The 17,147-nt window shown below is 40.5% G+C and carries 16 protein-coding genes; 15 read left to right on the top strand and 1 reads right to left on the bottom strand.

Going from position 1 to position 17,147, the window contains the following annotated elements; translation table 11 throughout:
- Nucleotides 1-7: 7 nt before the first annotated feature.
- Nucleotides 8-139, bottom strand: a complete 132-nt coding sequence (locus NYE65_RS02485) for a YpzI family protein (protein WP_095389675.1) — start codon at nt 137-139, stop codon at nt 8-10.
- Nucleotides 140-251: 112 nt separating this feature from the next.
- Between NYE65_RS02485 and NYE65_RS02480 the strand changes: the two genes are divergently transcribed.
- The 15 genes from NYE65_RS02480 to NYE65_RS02410 all read left to right on the top strand — a co-directional run bounded on the left by NYE65_RS02480 (nt 252) and on the right by NYE65_RS02410 (nt 17,141).
- Nucleotides 252-872 (top strand): YphA family membrane protein, encoded by a 621-nt coding sequence (locus NYE65_RS02480; RefSeq protein WP_340859762.1) that lies wholly within the window; start codon nt 252-254, stop codon nt 870-872.
- Between the two features lie 497 nt (nt 873-1,369).
- Entirely contained in the window at nt 1,370-2,680 is a 1,311-nt protein-coding gene (der, locus tag NYE65_RS02475; RefSeq protein ID WP_034308039.1) for a ribosome biogenesis GTPase Der, read from the top strand.
- A 16-nt stretch (nt 2,681-2,696) separates the two neighbouring features.
- On the top strand, nt 2,697-3,749 hold the full coding sequence (locus NYE65_RS02470) for an NAD(P)H-dependent glycerol-3-phosphate dehydrogenase (RefSeq protein WP_328176803.1): 1,053 nt from the start codon (nt 2,697-2,699) through the stop codon (nt 3,747-3,749).
- A gap of 375 nt (nt 3,750-4,124) precedes the next feature.
- Nucleotides 4,125-5,462, top strand: a complete 1,338-nt coding sequence (locus tag NYE65_RS02465) for an APC family permease (RefSeq protein WP_328176802.1) — start codon at nt 4,125-4,127, stop codon at nt 5,460-5,462.
- A gap of 472 nt (nt 5,463-5,934) precedes the next feature.
- Complete coding sequence (locus tag NYE65_RS02460; RefSeq protein WP_340859759.1) at nt 5,935-6,066, top strand: hypothetical protein; 132 nt, start codon at nt 5,935-5,937, stop codon at nt 6,064-6,066.
- Between the two features lie 242 nt (nt 6,067-6,308).
- On the top strand, nt 6,309-8,414 hold the full coding sequence (locus NYE65_RS02455) for a sigma 54-interacting transcriptional regulator (RefSeq protein WP_268591104.1): 2,106 nt from the start codon (nt 6,309-6,311) through the stop codon (nt 8,412-8,414).
- Nucleotides 8,415-8,717: 303 nt separating this feature from the next.
- Nucleotides 8,718-10,091, top strand: a complete 1,374-nt coding sequence (locus tag NYE65_RS02450; protein ID WP_048681701.1) for a putrescine aminotransferase — start codon at nt 8,718-8,720, stop codon at nt 10,089-10,091.
- Between the two features lie 702 nt (nt 10,092-10,793).
- Nucleotides 10,794-10,991, top strand: a complete 198-nt coding sequence (locus NYE65_RS02445) for a DUF2768 domain-containing protein (protein WP_048681698.1) — start codon at nt 10,794-10,796, stop codon at nt 10,989-10,991.
- Nucleotides 10,992-11,004: 13 nt separating this feature from the next.
- Nucleotides 11,005-11,730 carry a hypothetical protein gene (locus NYE65_RS02440; protein WP_098865329.1) on the top strand — a complete coding sequence of 242 codons (726 nt, stop codon included), beginning with the start codon at nt 11,005-11,007 and terminating at the stop codon, nt 11,728-11,730.
- Between the two features lie 233 nt (nt 11,731-11,963).
- On the top strand, nt 11,964-13,442 hold the full coding sequence (gene spoIVA, locus NYE65_RS02435; protein WP_034308024.1) for a stage IV sporulation protein A: 1,479 nt from the start codon (nt 11,964-11,966) through the stop codon (nt 13,440-13,442).
- A 504-nt stretch (nt 13,443-13,946) separates the two neighbouring features.
- Nucleotides 13,947-14,219 carry an HU family DNA-binding protein gene (locus NYE65_RS02430; protein ID WP_034308023.1) on the top strand — a complete coding sequence of 91 codons (273 nt, stop codon included), beginning with the start codon at nt 13,947-13,949 and terminating at the stop codon, nt 14,217-14,219.
- A 290-nt stretch (nt 14,220-14,509) separates the two neighbouring features.
- A complete protein-coding gene (folE, locus tag NYE65_RS02425; RefSeq protein WP_034308020.1) occupies nt 14,510-15,076 on the top strand; it encodes a GTP cyclohydrolase I FolE in 567 nt (188 codons plus the stop codon).
- A 20-nt stretch (nt 15,077-15,096) separates the two neighbouring features.
- The gene (gene mtrB, locus NYE65_RS02420) at nt 15,097-15,345 is read left to right on the top strand and encodes a trp RNA-binding attenuation protein MtrB (protein WP_034308017.1); all 249 of its coding nucleotides are present in this window, start codon (nt 15,097-15,099) and stop codon (nt 15,343-15,345) included.
- Nucleotides 15,346-15,596: 251 nt separating this feature from the next.
- Entirely contained in the window at nt 15,597-16,427 is an 831-nt protein-coding gene (locus NYE65_RS02415) for a heptaprenyl diphosphate synthase component 1 (protein WP_340859758.1), read from the top strand.
- Nucleotides 16,428-16,430: 3 nt separating this feature from the next.
- Nucleotides 16,431-17,141 carry a demethylmenaquinone methyltransferase gene (locus tag NYE65_RS02410; protein WP_034308012.1) on the top strand — a complete coding sequence of 237 codons (711 nt, stop codon included), beginning with the start codon at nt 16,431-16,433 and terminating at the stop codon, nt 17,139-17,141.
- Nucleotides 17,142-17,147: the final 6 nt, after the last annotated feature.

Raw genomic sequence — 17,147 nt, 5'->3', positions numbered from 1 at the left:
GATAGACTTAACTATTCCTTTTTCGTGCCTCTTCAGGGCTTTCCATTCTTGTTGCCCCTTTAAGACCCAGTGATTGGTCCCTGTCGGACTCCACCCGTTTACTTTCTCTTAATTTCTTCTCTTGTCGATCTTTTCCCATATTCACACCTCCTTTTTAAATGAATGGGGTAAGGTTTCCTCATTAAATGCCGTGCTTAACGTTTATACTTTGAATAAACAACCCATAATGTTCCTAAAAGGGGGGACGCTGCATGGATGGAATTATATTTTATTGGATTTCATGGATAGTTTGGGTCATTGTCATGTATTTTATTCCGAAAACGGTTCCCTTTCGTTTTGATTTTCTTTTTCATCTATTAGCCGTAATGGTATTAACGGGCTATAAACTGGAGGCTCCGTTGGTTTCCGTGCATTTAAGCGGACCTTATCTTTTCTTTATTCTGTGTGTGTATATTAGGAAGAAATCAATCATCAAGATGATGGAACTGATCAGCGGAAGTCTTATTATCACTCTCGCTTATGCGAGTTTTCAACTTTTTTCTTTACTTGATCCGATATGGCTCATAATGAAACCCTCTTATCTTTTGTGTATTTTCCTGAATTATCTTATTTTATTACTTTTTAAAAATTGGAAACATCGATTGTTCGTCCTTTTAATTGGGATGCTGCTAGGAGATATCATATATTCCGGATTACTTGCTTACCACTCTTTACCTTATGTGGCCCTTGATTACGCATGGCATGATAATGCCGTGCTGGTATTGGGAGCAAACATACTGTGGAGAATGTTGGAACTGGTTGGCCAATACATTTATACAATTTCCCATTCGAGATTTTTATCAAAACAAGGAAAAGAGAATTTTAATCAATGAGTATGGAGAAAATTAGTATGGGGTATTAGCTGTTTTATCAAAAGGCAGAAATATAAATGGAACCAATTGGAATTGGAAGGCTTTTATTCATACAATCATTGTTGATTGGCGAGAAATTTGTTACTATAGGATAGTTAGAGGTCTGTAGATAAATCGTAAAATGCTCTAAACAATTAAAAAGGAAGCCGTATGCCGAAGCTTTCTTAATTTTTTTGGGCTGTTTAGAATCAAGTTTTAGCATGCAGAGGGTTCAGCTTCATGTCACCTAAGGAACCGGGGCGTCAAGTGGACAAACCGCCCGTGAATACCTGATGAGTTTAACTGAACATCAGTTGGGATTATCCTTACTGATGAAAGATTCCTTTAAATGATGATGAATACAACCTTTTCCTTTAAAAGGAAATTATGAAAATCAATAATGCAAAGCAACCGTAATAAATGCATTCATGAATTTCGTGACTTTGACAGAGATATAGTAGCAGAAAGGGTGAATAGCAATGCCAAAACCGGTAATTGCGATAGTCGGTCGTCCGAACGTGGGAAAATCGACAATCTTTAATAGAATAGTTGGAGAACGGGTTTCGATTGTTGAAGACGTTCCAGGAGTGACCCGGGACAGGATTTATAGTTCGGGTGAATGGTTGACACATGATTTCAACATTATTGATACAGGTGGAATTGATATCGGTGACGAGCCGTTCCTAGAACAAATTCGTCAGCAGGCTGAAATTGCCATTGACGAAGCTGATGTGATAATTTTTATGACGAATGGTCGTGAAGGTGTAACGGCTGCTGATGAAGAGGTCGCAAAGATACTCTATAAGTCAAGAAAGCCGGTTGTCCTTGCGGTAAATAAAGTCGATAACCCAGAAATGAAAGATCAAATTTATGATTTCTATGCGTTAGGTTTTGGTGATCCATTCCCGATTTCCGGGTCTCATGGACTTGGTCTTGGTGACCTTCTGGATGAAGCGGCTAAACATTTCCCTAAATTTGACGGCCCGGATTATGCTGATGATGTCATTAAATTCAGTTTGATTGGAAGACCGAACGTAGGTAAATCTTCTCTGGTCAATGCATTGTTAGGTGAAGAACGCGTCATTGTCAGTGATATTGAAGGTACGACTCGTGACGCAATTGACTCTCCGTATAAGTATAATGGCAAAGAGTATGTCATTATTGATACAGCAGGGATGCGGAAAAAAGGCAAGGTGTATGAAAGTACGGAAAAATATAGCGTACTTCGTGCATTAAGGGCAATTGAACGTTCAGACGTTGTTCTTGTAGTCCTGAACGCTGAAGAAGGAATTCGTGAGCAGGATAAGAAAATTGCAGGATATGCCCATGAAGCGGGTAGGGCGGTCATCATCGTCGTCAATAAGTGGGATGCCATCGAGAAAGATGAAAAAACGATGAAGGATTTTGAAGAAAAGATCCGTGCTCATTTCCTGTTCTTGGATTATGCGCCAATCATTTATCTTTCTGCCTTAACGAAAAAACGGACACATACCTTAATACCGGTCATTGATCAGGCTAGTGAGAATCATGCTATCCGGGTTCAGACAAATGTATTGAATGAAGTGGTAATGGATGCCGTGGCAATGAATCCGACACCGACTCATAATGGAAACCGTTTGAAAATTTACTATACGACACAGGTAGCCATCAAGCCGCCAACTTTCGTCGTATTCGTTAACGATCCGGAGTTATTGCATTTCTCATATGAGAGATTTTTAGAAAATCGAATTAGGGATGCCTTTGGTTTTGAAGGAACACCAATACGAATTTTTGGACGCCAGAGAAAATAGTAAAGGTGGTTATACCGTGGTAAAAGAAAAAGAAAGTATCGCAGTGATTGGAGCTGGGAGCTGGGGGACTGCTTTAGCGCTTGTAATCGCTGATAACCAGCATGAAGTGAGATTATGGGGACATAATCAGAAACAAATCGATGAAATCAATCAAATTCATACGAATGAAAAATACTTGCCTGGGATTGAATTGCCTTTGGGGATTAAAGGTTATTCTTCCATTAAGGAAGCATTGGCCGGGATTGAAATAATAATCTTGGCTGTTCCGACAAAAGCCTACCGGGAAGTGCTTGGCCAGATTGAAGAGGCTCATGATAAACCGTTGACAATCGTTCATGTGAGTAAGGGAATTGAACCTGATTCCCTGCTTCGTATATCGGAAATGATTGAAGAAGTCTCTTCGTCAGAATGGCTTAAGGATATAGTGGTTCTTTCAGGACCGAGCCATGCAGAAGAAGTCAGTTTACGTCACCCGACAACAGTTGCCGTTTCTTCAAAGAATATGAAAGCTGCCGAAAGGGTTCAGGACATCTTTATCAATAATAATTTCCGTGTATATACGAATCCGGACTTGATTGGTGTTGAAATCGGAGGGGCTTTAAAGAACATCATCGCTTTGGCTGCCGGCATCACGGATGGTTTAGGCTATGGGGATAATGCCAAGGCTGCATTAATGACTCGAGGGTTGGCTGAAATATCCCGTCTAGGGGTGGCCATGGGGGCTAACCCATTAACGTTTTCAGGTTTAGCTGGGATTGGCGACTTGATCGTCACTTGTACAAGCGTTCATTCCCGTAATTGGAGAGCTGGGAATATGCTTGGTAAAGGGCAAAAGCTTGAAGAAGTTTTGGAAAACATGGGGATGGTAGTTGAAGGTGTCAGAACCACTAAAGCCGCCTATCAACTAGCCCAAAAGTACGAAGTGAATATGCCGATCACCGAAGCCCTGTACGATGTTTTATTCAATGGGGAAGAAGTGAAAAAGGCAGTTGACCTTTTGATGAATCGTTCAAAAACGAATGAGATGGAAGAACTTTTTAACATATTGGATAGCAGGCAGCAGGATTAATCTCCAATCTGTTGATTTTCATAAAAGAATTTCATTAAATTAGGCATTTGATGATGCGCCTTGCCGTGTATCAGCATACAATGCAACGAAAGTAAACTAGTAATTTGACCTCGGCACGGGGGATTTAGTCAAATGAGCAGAAGATATCTAAATATCTTCTGCTTTTTTTATTGGCAAAAAATCTTCTATTTATGAATAATTGAATAGATTATTCAAATTTGCATAAATCATTCTACATATTTCCTTGTTTTTTGTTAAAAATCGACCCTTTTTTTTGGTATGAAAATTGCGAAGTGTAATATGACCAACAATTTATAAGGGAGGCTAGAAAAGTTTGTCTTAACTTTTCTAGCATAAAAGGAAGGGGAATGATACATGCAAACAGGTAATCTGAAAAGGTCATTAAACTTGTGGCATATCGTATTGCTCGGTGTTGGATATATGACGCCGATGGTTGTTTTTGATACATTCGGGATAGTTTCCGAAAAAACCGGGGGGCATGTGCCGACCGCTTATATCATTGCTCTTTTGGCAATGTTGTTTACAGCAGCCAGTTATGGAAAAATGGTTAAAATATATCCGCAGGCGGGTTCATCCTATACGTACACACAAAAAACGATCAGTCCGCATTTAGGCTTCCTCGTCGGGTGGTCTTCGTTACTTGACTACTTATTTTTACCGATGGTGAACGGCATTTTGACTAAAATATACTTAACTGCTCTTTTTCCGGAAGTATACCCATGGATATGGGTGGTGGCATTTGTCCTTTTAATGACAGTCATTAACTTATTCAATGTTAATTTTGCGGCCAACTTTAATAGCTTCCTTGTTTTTTTTCAAATGTTGGTCATCGTCATTTTTGGGGCACTTGTCGTTAAAGGAGTCATGGGTGGAGAAGGGACTGGAGAGGTCTTGTCGGTTCAGCCATTCATCGGACCCCATATGGAAATCTCGACGCTCATAACTGGTGCTACAATCCTTTGTTTTTCTTTTTTGGGGTTTGACGCAGTCACTACTTTATCGGAAGAAACACCGAATCCATCCAAAACGGTCCCCCGGGCCATCTTTTTGACTGCCCTGATCGGAGGGGTTTTATTCGTGACGGCATCATTCTTTACACAGTTATTTTTCCCGGATGTTTCCCGTTTTAGCGATCCTGAAGCAGCCTCTCCGGAAATTGCCCTTTTCGTGGGCGGGAAGTTATTTCAGGCATTCTTTCTTGCAGGAACTTTATGCGGTACCCTTGCCTCCGGTCTTGCATCTCACGCTAGTGTTTCTAGGTTGCTATATGTCATGGGGCGTGACCAAATGATTCCGAAAAAACTATTTGGGTTTGTCCACCCCAAGTACAACACGCCATTTTTTAATGTCATTTTTGTCGGGTCGATATCACTGGTTGCCTTATTCCTTGATTTGGTTACGGCCACTTCCCTCATAAACTTTGGGGCATTAATCGCTTTTACCTTCGTGAATATTTGTGTAATCGTCCATTCGATAAGAAACAAAAGCTTCAGAACGATTAAAGGTTTTCTTTCAACTATTCTGTCCCCGGTTTTAGGCGCGGCTTCGGTCTTCATCCTTTGGCTTAATCTCGAGATGAGTTCCTTGATTTTAGGAATAGTCTGGGCGGTAATTGGGATTGGTTATCTTCTATATCGGACAAAATGGTTTACGGAATCCCCTCCGTTATTCCAATTTGAAAAAGCACAGTGAATGTATTCTACTGTTTCATTACACGAGGGAGGGTGTTATATGCCTGATGAGAAATGAAGAGGTCATTAATGCTATTGCTTGTTGTCTATTCCGTTCATGGCGTTAGCAACATGTATTCAGCGCTTAGGGCAAGAATATGTCGCTTAGTATGGTGCCCGGGAGCTTTCATGGTAATGCTTTTCCCGGCGTACGGTTATGTAATGTTGGCAAAGTCATTCCTTCGGCAGGTTCGGTATAGTTTTATATGTCCATTCATACATATGCCTGTTTTTGCAGGTTAGGACACTGATGGATTAATTATTCATTTCAATTATATTGCTTTTAATAAATTTCCTTCTGTACTGACCTTTCCATAAGCATTGAATTTACTGATTATTGTGACGGTTTCCGTGTCATGGTTGGGAAAGTGGGTGTAATTTATCTAGGAAATTATGTAGGGGGATGAATAAGGAATAGCGACGGGGGCAGAAGCATGGAAGCATATATGTTACCCTTGGTTCCTTATAGTGTTGCAAACAGGTATGAAGCCGTAATGACGGTATTGAGGGTGCTGTCCTATCTGTATAAAAAGCCCTGGCAGAGGACGGCCATCCATGAATCATAACAAACAGGAATAAGCAAAATTCAAACATGATTGGAATGTATAAGATAAGGTGGACGGTCCTTATAAAATAAGTCTAAGCTGCATATCAGATTTTTAGGTCAAAAGGGTCCCTTTAAGGACCCTTTTGTCGTGGAATGAGTAAAGGTAAATGCTGGATATGAGTAATGGTGCCTCTTATTTTTTATCTTGCAATTCGGAATTGTGATAAAATATAGGTTAGGTTACAAAAGGAGAGTGAAACTGTGTTATCTATTCCGGATGATAAAATTAGACCATTCATAACTATAACAATTGATCAGCCTACATTTTCAGACCAAAATATTCATGAGATACAGGAACCTTTCTTCTTTCTTATGAAGGAAAATCAAGTGTTTGCGTATATCCGCATGGATGACCTCCCGTTAAATGAAAAAATAACGACAGTCGATCAGCTTTTACAGTATGCTTTTTCGATTGATAATGTCTGTAAATTGCACCCTAACATTTCCTTGCCGCATTTGTTTCAAATTATCGGTGAGCCTATCGTACTGATAAAAACGGATGATGGCCTGCTAACCGGTTATGTAAAAAGGGAAGATGTATTAGCTGAATTATTCAAGCAGGACAGCAAACAAAATTTAGACCTATTAAATGTTATATTAACCTCCATTCCTATGGGGATATTTGTGGCTGATAAAGAAAAGAATATCGTGAACTTCAATGAATCAGGCTTGAAGATGATAAAAAAACCTTCTGAACAAGTCCTTAATGAACCTGCTGCGAGCATCTTCAATAAGCAGCATATACATAGCGTGTTTGCCAGCGGGAGCAGTATTCTGAATCAGTTGGAGATTACTGATGTCATGAGTGTGCTTGTCGACTATAGCCCGATTCTGAACCATGAAAAAGAAGTCGAAGGCCTGATCATCATCGTTCAGGATTTACCGATGGTTGAGGAAATGGCCATGGAAATAGAATTGATAAAAAGCTCGAATAAAGATTTGAATGCCATTTTAGCGAATATCTATGATGAAATACTTGTAGTCAATCAAAAAGGAGAGCTGCTGCGCTATAGTGACAGCATCATCTCGGGATTCTGGGGGAAGGACTTAAAAGATTATATCGGGAAGAATCTCTTGCAATTAGAGGATGAAGGGATTTTTAATCCTTCGGTAACCCGGTTAGTCCTTGAACAAAAAAAGAAAGTATCGATTGTCCAAGATACGAAAATGAATAAGAAAGTCCTTTCCGTCGGCACCCCTGTGTTCAATGAAAAAGGGGAAATAGATCGAATAGTCATTGCATCAAGGGATATAACGGAAACGACACAATTGAAATCGGAATTAAATGAAATGAGGAAAGAACTGGACTCTTTCAAAAAACAGGATCAATTTTATAAAGAGTTGGTTTTTGCAAGTCCTAAAATGGAGCAGATAATCAGCCAAGTCAAGAAAATCGCCCATTTTTCATCTACTGTATTAATTAATGGGGAGTCGGGAGTAGGTAAAGAAGTGATAGCTGAAGCCATTCATAAAATGGGCAGGCGATCTAAAATGCCTTTCCTGAAGATAAATTGCGGGGCGATTCCGGAAAACCTTCTCGAAAGTGAATTGTTTGGTTATACGAAGGGTTCCTTTACAGGAGCGGATAAAAATGGGAAGGTAGGATACTTTCAGCAGGCTAATAAAGGTGTTTTATTCCTGGATGAAGTTGGTGACATGCCCATACATCTGCAAGTCAAGCTGCTGCGGGTACTCCAGGAACAGGAAGTGATACCGATTGGCAGCACTACACCCATTTCCATTGATGTTCAAATTGTTGCGGCCACGAATAAGAGTCTGGAAAAAATGGTCGAGATGGGCACGTTCCGGGAAGATTTATTCTATCGGTTGAACGTCATACCCATACATGTGCCCCCATTAAGGGAAAGGCCGGAGGATATACCGCCGCTAGCCTTTCATTTCCTGCAAAAACTGAATGAAAGGTATCAGCGGAATTATCACTTTTCCCCTGATGCATTAAATATACTGGAAGTCTATACTTGGCCGGGAAACATTCGTGAGTTGCAGAACATGATTGAAAGATTGGTTGTTTCTGCAGATGAAGAGATGATCGATGCTGACTTCATTCAAAGGTTCATACCTGTGGGCAGTGACTTTAAACAAACGAAACCCATCATTACGAGAATCCTTCCGCTGCAGGAAGCGCAGGATCATGTGGAAGAACAATTGATCATGCTTGCCATGAAACAGTATAAAACCACGACCAAAGCGGCTAAAGCGCTCGGGATAAGTCAATCGTCAGTGAGCAGGAAGTATCAAAAAGTGTTAGCTGAACAAAGTAAGAAAATCGAAAATGATGCATTTTGATCAAAAGCCGTTGCCGGGTGATGAAAATCACTTGTCAACGGCTTTTATTTTTATGAAGGCATTTTCGAAGCTTTTCAATGATTTCCCAAACTTGATTATGCAAAGTGAAATAACGATATGCATATTTGCATAGTTTTAGAGTGTTTTTTTTAAAAAAATGCAATTTTATTGGTTAATTAACTTGGCATGCTTCTTGCTTGATTAGTAAGTATAAGAAAAAAGGGAGGTAAGCATCAAAGTTTCATAAAACAAGCAAACTTAATTAACCCATCAACTAAAGCTATAAAAAAAGGAGATAATAAAATGTCAATTAACGTAGAAAGTAAAAACACTCAAGCTAACCAATCAGCAACTCAAGATTATATTAAAAAGGTTCTTCAATTAATCGAGCAGAAAGAAATTTCAAAAGAAGATGCACAGTGGGTAACAAGAGAAACGGTCGAGAATTTCCGTAACCATGTAAACCCTGGGTTTTTGGAATACCGGAAGACGGTCACTAAAGACACACAGTTCGCTTCGGTGGAGTGGTCTGATCAAGATTCCTGTTTTACGGATGTAAATGGAAAAAAATATATTGATTGTTTAGGTGGCTTTGGTATTTATAATGTTGGCCATCGTAACCCTAAAGTAGTAAAGGCAGTAACCGATCAATTGCAAAGACAAGCCCTTCATAGCCAGGACTTACTTGATCCATTACGTGCAATGCTTGCCAAGATCCTTGCCGAAATCACACCGGGAGATCTAAAATACTCATTCTTTACGAACAGCGGTACCGAGAGCGTGGAAGCTGCACTTAAGCTGGCTAAAATGTACAGTGACAAATACACGATCATTTCCACGACAAAATCATTTCATGGGAAAAGCCTTGGTTCCCTATCGGCAACGGCAAAGGGCATGTTCAGAAAACCGTTCATCCCGTTGGTTCCAGGTGTGCGCCATGTACCGTTCGGTGATGTGGATATGATGAGAAAAACGTTTGAAAGTTGTGCATTGGTCGGTGAAGATGTTGCTGCTGTGCTGTTAGAGCCTATTCAAGGTGAAGGAGGGGTCATTCTGCCTCCGCAGGATTATTTAAAGCAGGTTCGGGCATTATGTGACGAATATGATGCGTTATTGATCTTGGATGAAGTGCAAACAGGAATGGGACGGACAGGTAAAATGTTCGCTTCTGAGCTATATGATGTTGTTCCGGACATTATTTGTTTAGCGAAAGCATTTGGTGGCGGTGTAATGCCTGCAGGCGCTGTTGTAGCCAATGAGAAAGTATTTAAAAGCTGGTTCGACAATCCATTCATGCATACTACGACATTTGGTGGAAATCCATTAGCTTGTGCTGCGGCCATCGCTACGATCGACGTACTTTTGGAAGAAAACTTACCGCAGCGTGCTGCGGAAGTTGGAGAATACTTCTTAAATGGGTTAAGGGAAGTGGCTGCTGAGCACAAAGATAAGGTGCTGGAAATCCGTGGCCAAGGATTAATGATCGGTATTGAGTTCCATAAAGATGAAGTGGGTTATGAATTCTCAAAAGCCCTTTTTGATAAAGGCATCTTGGTGGCAGGTACGCTTATTAATTCCAAAACAATCAGGATCGAGCCATCATTGACTATTAAGCTGGATGAAGTCGATACAGTAATTAAAGCGTTTAAAGAAGTCTTGCCGACTCTTCAATCTTAATTAAAAAAAAGCAGAAAAACAGCCTTTGGCTGATTCAGACTGTAGATAAAAAGGTTTCGGAATGGTATCATTCCGAAACCTTTTTGAATTTGTAGCAGTTTTAGATAATGATGAACTCTCCAAGGTCATTATTTCCAACATTTCTCCCCTTCGTCAAGGCCAGGTGGCCATCTTCTTTACATGAATGGGAACCTCCATTCTACTAATCTGCAAGAGGTGGTCTAAGTAAACATTTCAAGCTGATCAAAGGTATCCTCACCACCTCGAGTATTCACCCTTAAATAAGGAGCTTATCTTCCTGTTAACACAAGGTTAACTGGAACGGAACGTAACGAGACTCCTGCGGGAAAGCGGGGCCAAGGGAGACCCCCACAGGCGCTAATAGAGCCGAGGGGGGACCTTCCGGTAAAGCGAGTGCCCTACGTTCCAATCTACGGTCAAATTTTAAACACCTTAAAAAACTGTCGACAAACTCAATTATTATCGAGTTTGTTTATAAACTGAAACAGTCATTGCGCTGTTTTTTTTGTTGTTTGGAGGAGGGGATAATTACATATTTCTCGTTTTATAACTGGATCTCAGAATTTTTTTTCACGAGAACGAGTAATGAAAACGGGAATTACACAGATTGGACAAGGATTTAATTCCTTTAACGTAATTTGGTATGTTATAATAATTTCTGGAAAAAGGAGTGATGAAGATATGACACCTGCTCTGCAAAAAATGTGGATATCCTTTATAGCTATGGGCTTTATGGTTATCTCTATATTTCTAATCTACTTAAGCCGCTATAAATTAAAAGGTTTTTGGAGAGTCTTGACAGCAATTATCGCATACATACTTATGATTCTGGCCGGCTTGATCATCCTTATCGTTGTTCTTAGCGGGCCAACCACTTGATAGGTGAGGAGAAATGATGAGAAATTTTTTCAAAATATTATGTTTATTATGCATCTCTGTATCATTATCCGGCTGCTTATATCCGGAGAAGCAAAAAATGCAAAACCAACTGCCTTATAAAGAACAAATACAATCCGTCCAAAGTGCAGTGGATCAATTTCAGAAGGATGAAGGCGGCATACTGCCGATAGTTACTAAAGATGCAGGGACACCGATTTATCAAAAATATGTCATAAAATTTTCTAAGATTTCGCCGAGGTATATGGCTGAACCGCCGGACAATGCCTTTGAATCAGGGGGTGTCTTTCAATACATCCTAGTTAATGTTGAAAAAGATCCGACTGTAAAGCTGTTGGATGTCAGGATGGCGCAGAAGATTCAGGATGTTTCCTTGAGATTGACTGCCTATCAGCAAAGCAACGGATACCCGCCGTTTAAGGAAAGGTTATCCGATAATGTCTTCACGCTTGATTATGAAAAGATGGGCCTGAAGGAAGCTCCGACGGTCACGAGTCCATTTTCACAAAAAGATTTATACCTTGTAGTCGATGGTCAAGGCAGCGTTTTTGTTGATTATACCCCGGATTTACTTGAGGCATTGAAGAAGAATGAGGGGAAAATCAAGCAAGGTGAAGATATCCGGGAACTGCTGGTGCAGAGTTCGGAGTTCGTTCCTGCCTATTCGTTACCATATACAATTGATGAAAAAACAAATACTCCAATATTTCTTACAAAATAGGCATAACCCTTCTTCTGCAAAATATATTGTAGGGGAAGGGTTATTTCTTTTATCTTTATTTCATCTTACTTTTAAAATAACAACCCTTATATAAAAATTTCTGGTGGAGGAAGGGATTGAACCAGGGAAATAAATGGAATAAATTTTTAGGACAACATCATAGATATATATTGTCCTAAATAAATGCAAATGGATAAACGAAATCCCAAAACTCTAATTCGGGAGGGGATACCTTGGAAAAGGTAGATATTTTTAAAGATATAGCTGAACGGACCGGTGGCGATATATACTTGGGGGTGGTCGGTGCCGTCAGGACTGGAAAATCCACATTTATTAAAAAATTCATGGAGCTAGTCGTCATTCCGAATATACCGTCTGAGGCGGACCGCGCCAGGGCACAGGATGAATTGCCACAAAGTGCTGCCGGAAAGACGATCATGACGACGGAACCCAAATTCGTACCGAACCAGGCAGCATCGATTCAAGTAGCTGAAGGTCTCGACGTGAACATCCGTTTAGTCGATTGTGTCGGTTATACAATACCCGGGGCAAAAGGGTATGAGGATGAAAATGGTCCCCGCATGATTCACACGCCTTGGTATGAAGAGCCGATTCCGTTCAATGAAGCTGCCGAGATCGGTACTCGTAAAGTAATTCAGGATCATTCCACATTAGGTGTGGTCGTTACGACGGATGGTTCGATAGGAGAAATCCCGCGAAGTGATTATTTAGAGGCCGAGGAAAGGGTCGTCGAAGAATTGAAGGAGGTTGGCAAGCCATTTATCATGATTGTCAATTCCGTTCAGCCTCACCACCCGAATACGGTGGCACTGAGGGAATCCTTGCAGGAAAAGTATGATATCCCCGTATTGGCCATGAGTGTCGAAGGAATGCGGGAATCGGATGTTTACAGCGTACTGCGCGAGGCCTTGTACGAATTTCCTGTTCTCGAGGTCAATGTTAATCTCCCGAGCTGGGTAATGGTTCTGCGCGAGGATCATTGGTTAAGGGAAAGTTACCAGGAAGCGGTTAAAGAGACAGTCAAGGACATTAAGCGCCTGAGGGATGTTGATCGTGTAGTCGGTCATTTCAATGAATTCGAGTTCATTGACCGTGCAGCGCTTGCAGGCATTGAGATGGGGCAGGGGGTTGCAGAAATAGACCTATACGCCCCGGATGAACTATATGATGATATTCTGAAGGAAATTGTCGGTGTGGAGATTCGGGGCAAGGATCATCTGTTATCATTGATGCAGGACTTTGCGTATGCGAAAGCAGAATATGATCAGGTGGCCGATGCGTTGAGAATGGTTAAACAAACTGGATATGGTGTCGCAGCCCCATCCCTTAACGATATGAGTCTTGATGAACCGGAAATCATCCGCCAGGGAGCCAGGTTCGGTGTCAGGCTAAAAGCTGTAGCTCCTTCCATCCATATGATCAAGGTCGATGTCGAATCCGAATTCTCGCCAATCATCGGTACGGAAAAGCAAAGTGAGGAATTAGTACGGTATCTGATGCAGGATTTCGAAGACAATCCACTTTCCATTTGGAACTCCGATATTTTTGGAAGAAGCCTAAGTTCCTACGTAAGGGAGGGCATACAGGTGAAATTAGCGATGATGCCAGACAATGCACGCTATAAATTAAAAGAAACACTTGAGAGGATTATTAATGAGGGCAGTGGCGGTTTGATTGCCATCATCTTATAGAAAACGTTTAAGGCCGGACCAACTCCATTTATGGATTGGTCTTTTTACATGGAAGAAACGGCAGGATCGAAAGAAAAATATCATTTATGAACGCTAATATTTGAATTAATCTGCTGTTCTTTAGTATAATCTTGAAAAAACCTTGTGGTTAAGCGATTTTCAGCAATATAATAAGTTTAATTTCTATAAAAAAGGGAAATGATGAATAGCGAAAGACAAAATTTATAATATATACAATTATTGATGAAAAGATTCCCATTATTTTTTGAATTCCCTTGCTAAGCTAATAGGATTTGTGATAATCTACATACAGAAAACGCGTTATAACAGCGATTTCAACCTATTTATAAATTTCCGGATGAATTATTTGGAAATTAATCGGGCTTGGTAATCCATGATTGTCAGGGAATGAAAATTTTTTGACCGAAGCTAATAACAAATCACTATTATAGTGTTGTAATAATGATTTTTTATAAAGATCCCTTTTGGGAGGAGGTGAATGGCATGAACAAAACAGAATTAATTAATGAAGTTGTTACAGCAACTGAAATTTCTAAGAAAGACGCTACAAAAGCTGTTGATGCTGTTTTTGATACAATCTTAGAAGCTCTAAAAAACGGTGATAAAGTCCAATTGATCGGTTTTGGTAACTTTGAAGTTCGTGAACGTGCGGCTCGTAAAGGCCGTAACCCACAAACTGGTGACGAAATCGAAATTGCAGCTAGCAAAGTGCCAGCTTTCAAACCCGGTAAAGCGCTGAAAGATGCAGTGAAGTAATTCTACCATTACATACGGGTGCTTAACCGAAAAGGGCCGCGTGAAAACGCGGTCCTTTTTTTGCTTCTTAATTTCCATCTGTGATAATATAAAAGACAGTGAATATTTTAGATACGCTTCAGATGGTAAATCTGTCACAAGAAAATACCCACCCGAAACCGCCTTTAAAGGGCTTCAATCTTTGGGTAATCGGTCGCTTTATAATTGCAATTATGGATTTCCGGGTGCAACGCGCTTTGGTTTTTTTATCTGAATACATAATATTATTGATTTTTTAGGAGGTACAAAAAATGGCTAATGTTGATCATGCCAAATTAGAAGAAGCGGTTAAAATGCTTCTCGAGGCTGTAGGGGAAGACCCAACGAGGGAAGGATTGCTGGATACTCCTGCTCGTGTAGCCAGAATGTATGAAGAAATTTTTTCTGGACTTAATCAGGATCCAAAGGAATATTTCGATACTGTTTTTGGGGAGGACCATGAAGAACTCGTACTAGTAAAGGATATTCCGTTTTACTCGGTATGTGAACATCATTTAGTCCCTTTTTACGGGAAAGCCCATGTAGCATATATTCCGAAAAACGGAAAAGTGACTGGTTTAAGCAAATTGGCACGGGCGGTTGAGGCTGTATCGAAGCGTCCGCAGCTTCAAGAGCGCATCACTTCTACAGTTGCAGACTCGATAATGGAAAAGCTCGAGCCTCATGGTGTAATGGTTGTAGTAGAGGCTGAACATATGTGCATGACCATGCGAGGCGTGAAAAAACCTGGATCTAAAACAGTGACTTCAGCTGTAAGGGGAACGTTTGCGAAGGATCACCGTACTAGAGCTGAAGTACTGGCATTCATTAAAGACTAAGGATATGGGGGCAGGAAAAAATGAATGATAAAAAGATTCTGAATGATTTTGTCGTAATCAAAGCCATTGAGGATAGTGTGAATGTCATCGGGTTGACAAGGGGAACGGACACCAAGTTTCACCACTCCGAAAAACTGGACTCAGGAGAGGTGATGATCGCACAATTCACGGAGCATACCTCGGCAATTAAAATCAGGGGCCATGCAAAGGTCTATACTCCATTCGGAGAGATAGAAAGTGATTCCAAAAAGAATTCACCTGACAAATGATCGTTTCTCAATGCTTGGTTAATTATAAATCAATCACCTGATATCGCGTTTAACAAGCTGTAAATTTCCCGCATCCATTTTTTTGAAGAGCAAAAGTCGATGATTTCCTTGTTTTTGGAAGTTTCATTTTATAAACGTTGACCATTTCATCTGATTGTTTTTATGGTATAATAATGTGTATTTTACACAGACAGAAACCAATATGTATGTATGAAAAAAATTATCTTTCGGGGATGCAAGGGTGATCTCAATTGTTAAACATAACGGACGACATAAGGCAATTAAAACGATTAATAGAAACGAAAGCTCAACATCCATATTTGTTGAAGTATATACAAAAGCCAAGCTTGGACGAAGATAAACTGATGTTGCTTTGGGGATTGTTTAACGATTTGGACGTTACAAGCGAAAAACGGAATCAATACATCATTTCAACCATGTTAGTGCAAATAGCTCTGGATACCCATGAAATCGTCTCAAATTCGGGTGAAGGAATCGAGTCGCCGGAGGTATTGAAAAATCGTCAATTACAAGTGCTTGCCGGTGATTACTATAGTGGCTTATATTATCAAGGGCTTGCCAGTATAGGTAATGTTGACATGATCCGTATCCTTTCAAGCGCGATAAAAAAAATAAATGATAATAAAATCATTCTATACCAACAAGGGTCGATTCAAGATGTACCAACGCTTTTAATGACGATAAAAGCGATCGAGGCTTCGCTGATTCAGAAACTTGCGGATTACTATAATGAGCCTGCCTGGATAGAGATATCGGAAGATCTGCTGCTTTTAAAACGGTTGCATGCCGAGAAGAGAAGTTATATGAAGTCGGGGGAATCAATAGTTTTTGATGTCCTAAGGGAAATGCCTTTTGATGACTCGATCGGTCGGGATGTTCCCATTTCGGAAAAGGAAGAACAGGTACGCACCCAATTCGACAAGTGCCTGAGGGATGCCTGGCAATCCGTAGAGCGCTCGATGCGGAAGCTGGCAAAGTTGGATGATGAACTACTGGAAAGAGTGAAGGCCATCTTGGAACAAACAGAGAGTATGGCAAATTCATATGTGAAAGAAGGGTGAATCATGGAGCAGTCTAAAGAGCAAAAAGTTCATCATGTCTTTGAAAAGATTTACGGAAATTATGACAAGATGAATTCCCTCATAAGCTTTAAACAGCATCTTAAATGGCGGAAGGCTACAATGGCCATCATGAATGTCCCAAAAGGCGCCCATGCACTGGATGTATGCTGTGGAACAGCGGACTGGACCATTGCCCTTGCTAATGAAGTAGGACCAGAAGGAAAGGTTGTTGGTCTGGATTTTAGTAAAAACATGCTGAAAATCGGCGAACAAAAGGTGAAGGAACTCAATCTGGATCAAGTTTCCCTAATGCATGGGAATGCAATGGAACTTCCTTTTGAGGATAATAGCTTTGACTATGTCACGATCGGTTTCGGGCTGCGGAATGTCCCTGATTACATGAAAGTGCTTAAAGAGTTAAACCGTGTAGCGAAGCCAGGTGGTATGGTCGTTTGCCTGGATACGTCACAGCCAACGATGCTAGGCTTTAAACAGGGATATTATTTTTATTTCCGTTTCATCATGCCCATGTTCGGCAAATTATTCGCAAAAAGCTATAGTGAATACTCATGGCTGCAGGAATCGGCTCGAGATTTCCCAGGCATGAAAAAGCTTGAAAACATGTTTAAGCAGGCAGGAATGGAAAATGTCAGTTATAAAGCCCATTTCGGTGGGGTAGCAGCAACGCATTTCGGGTACAAGCCTTCAAAATAAGCAGAA

Source organism: Peribacillus sp. FSL R5-0717 (assembly GCF_038002945.1).
Lineage (GTDB): Bacteria > Bacillota > Bacilli > Bacillales > DSM-1321 > Peribacillus > Peribacillus frigoritolerans.
This window is presented reverse-complemented; position numbering and strand designations above follow the sequence as displayed.

What these genes read in the sequence shown, in the direction of transcription:
- NYE65_RS02485 (WP_095389675.1), bottom strand. Translation starts at nt 139, where the DNA reads ATGGGAAAAGATCGACAAGAGAAGAAATTAAGAGAAAGTAAACGGGTG.
- NYE65_RS02480 (WP_340859762.1), top strand. Translation starts at nt 252, where the DNA reads ATGGATGGAATTATATTTTATTGGATTTCATGGATAGTTTGGGTCATT.
- der (WP_034308039.1), top strand. Translation starts at nt 1,370, where the DNA reads ATGCCAAAACCGGTAATTGCGATAGTCGGTCGTCCGAACGTGGGAAAA.
- NYE65_RS02465 (WP_328176802.1), top strand. Translation starts at nt 4,125, where the DNA reads ATGCAAACAGGTAATCTGAAAAGGTCATTAAACTTGTGGCATATCGTA.
- NYE65_RS02460 (WP_340859759.1), top strand. Translation starts at nt 5,935, where the DNA reads ATGGAAGCATATATGTTACCCTTGGTTCCTTATAGTGTTGCAAACAGG.
- NYE65_RS02450 (WP_048681701.1), top strand. Translation starts at nt 8,718, where the DNA reads ATGTCAATTAACGTAGAAAGTAAAAACACTCAAGCTAACCAATCAGCA.
- NYE65_RS02445 (WP_048681698.1), top strand. Translation starts at nt 10,794, where the DNA reads ATGACACCTGCTCTGCAAAAAATGTGGATATCCTTTATAGCTATGGGC.
- NYE65_RS02440 (WP_098865329.1), top strand. Translation starts at nt 11,005, where the DNA reads ATGATGAGAAATTTTTTCAAAATATTATGTTTATTATGCATCTCTGTA.
- NYE65_RS02430 (WP_034308023.1), top strand. Translation starts at nt 13,947, where the DNA reads ATGAACAAAACAGAATTAATTAATGAAGTTGTTACAGCAACTGAAATT.
- folE (WP_034308020.1), top strand. Translation starts at nt 14,510, where the DNA reads ATGGCTAATGTTGATCATGCCAAATTAGAAGAAGCGGTTAAAATGCTT.
- mtrB (WP_034308017.1), top strand. Translation starts at nt 15,097, where the DNA reads ATGAATGATAAAAAGATTCTGAATGATTTTGTCGTAATCAAAGCCATT.
- NYE65_RS02410 (WP_034308012.1), top strand. Translation starts at nt 16,431, where the DNA reads ATGGAGCAGTCTAAAGAGCAAAAAGTTCATCATGTCTTTGAAAAGATT.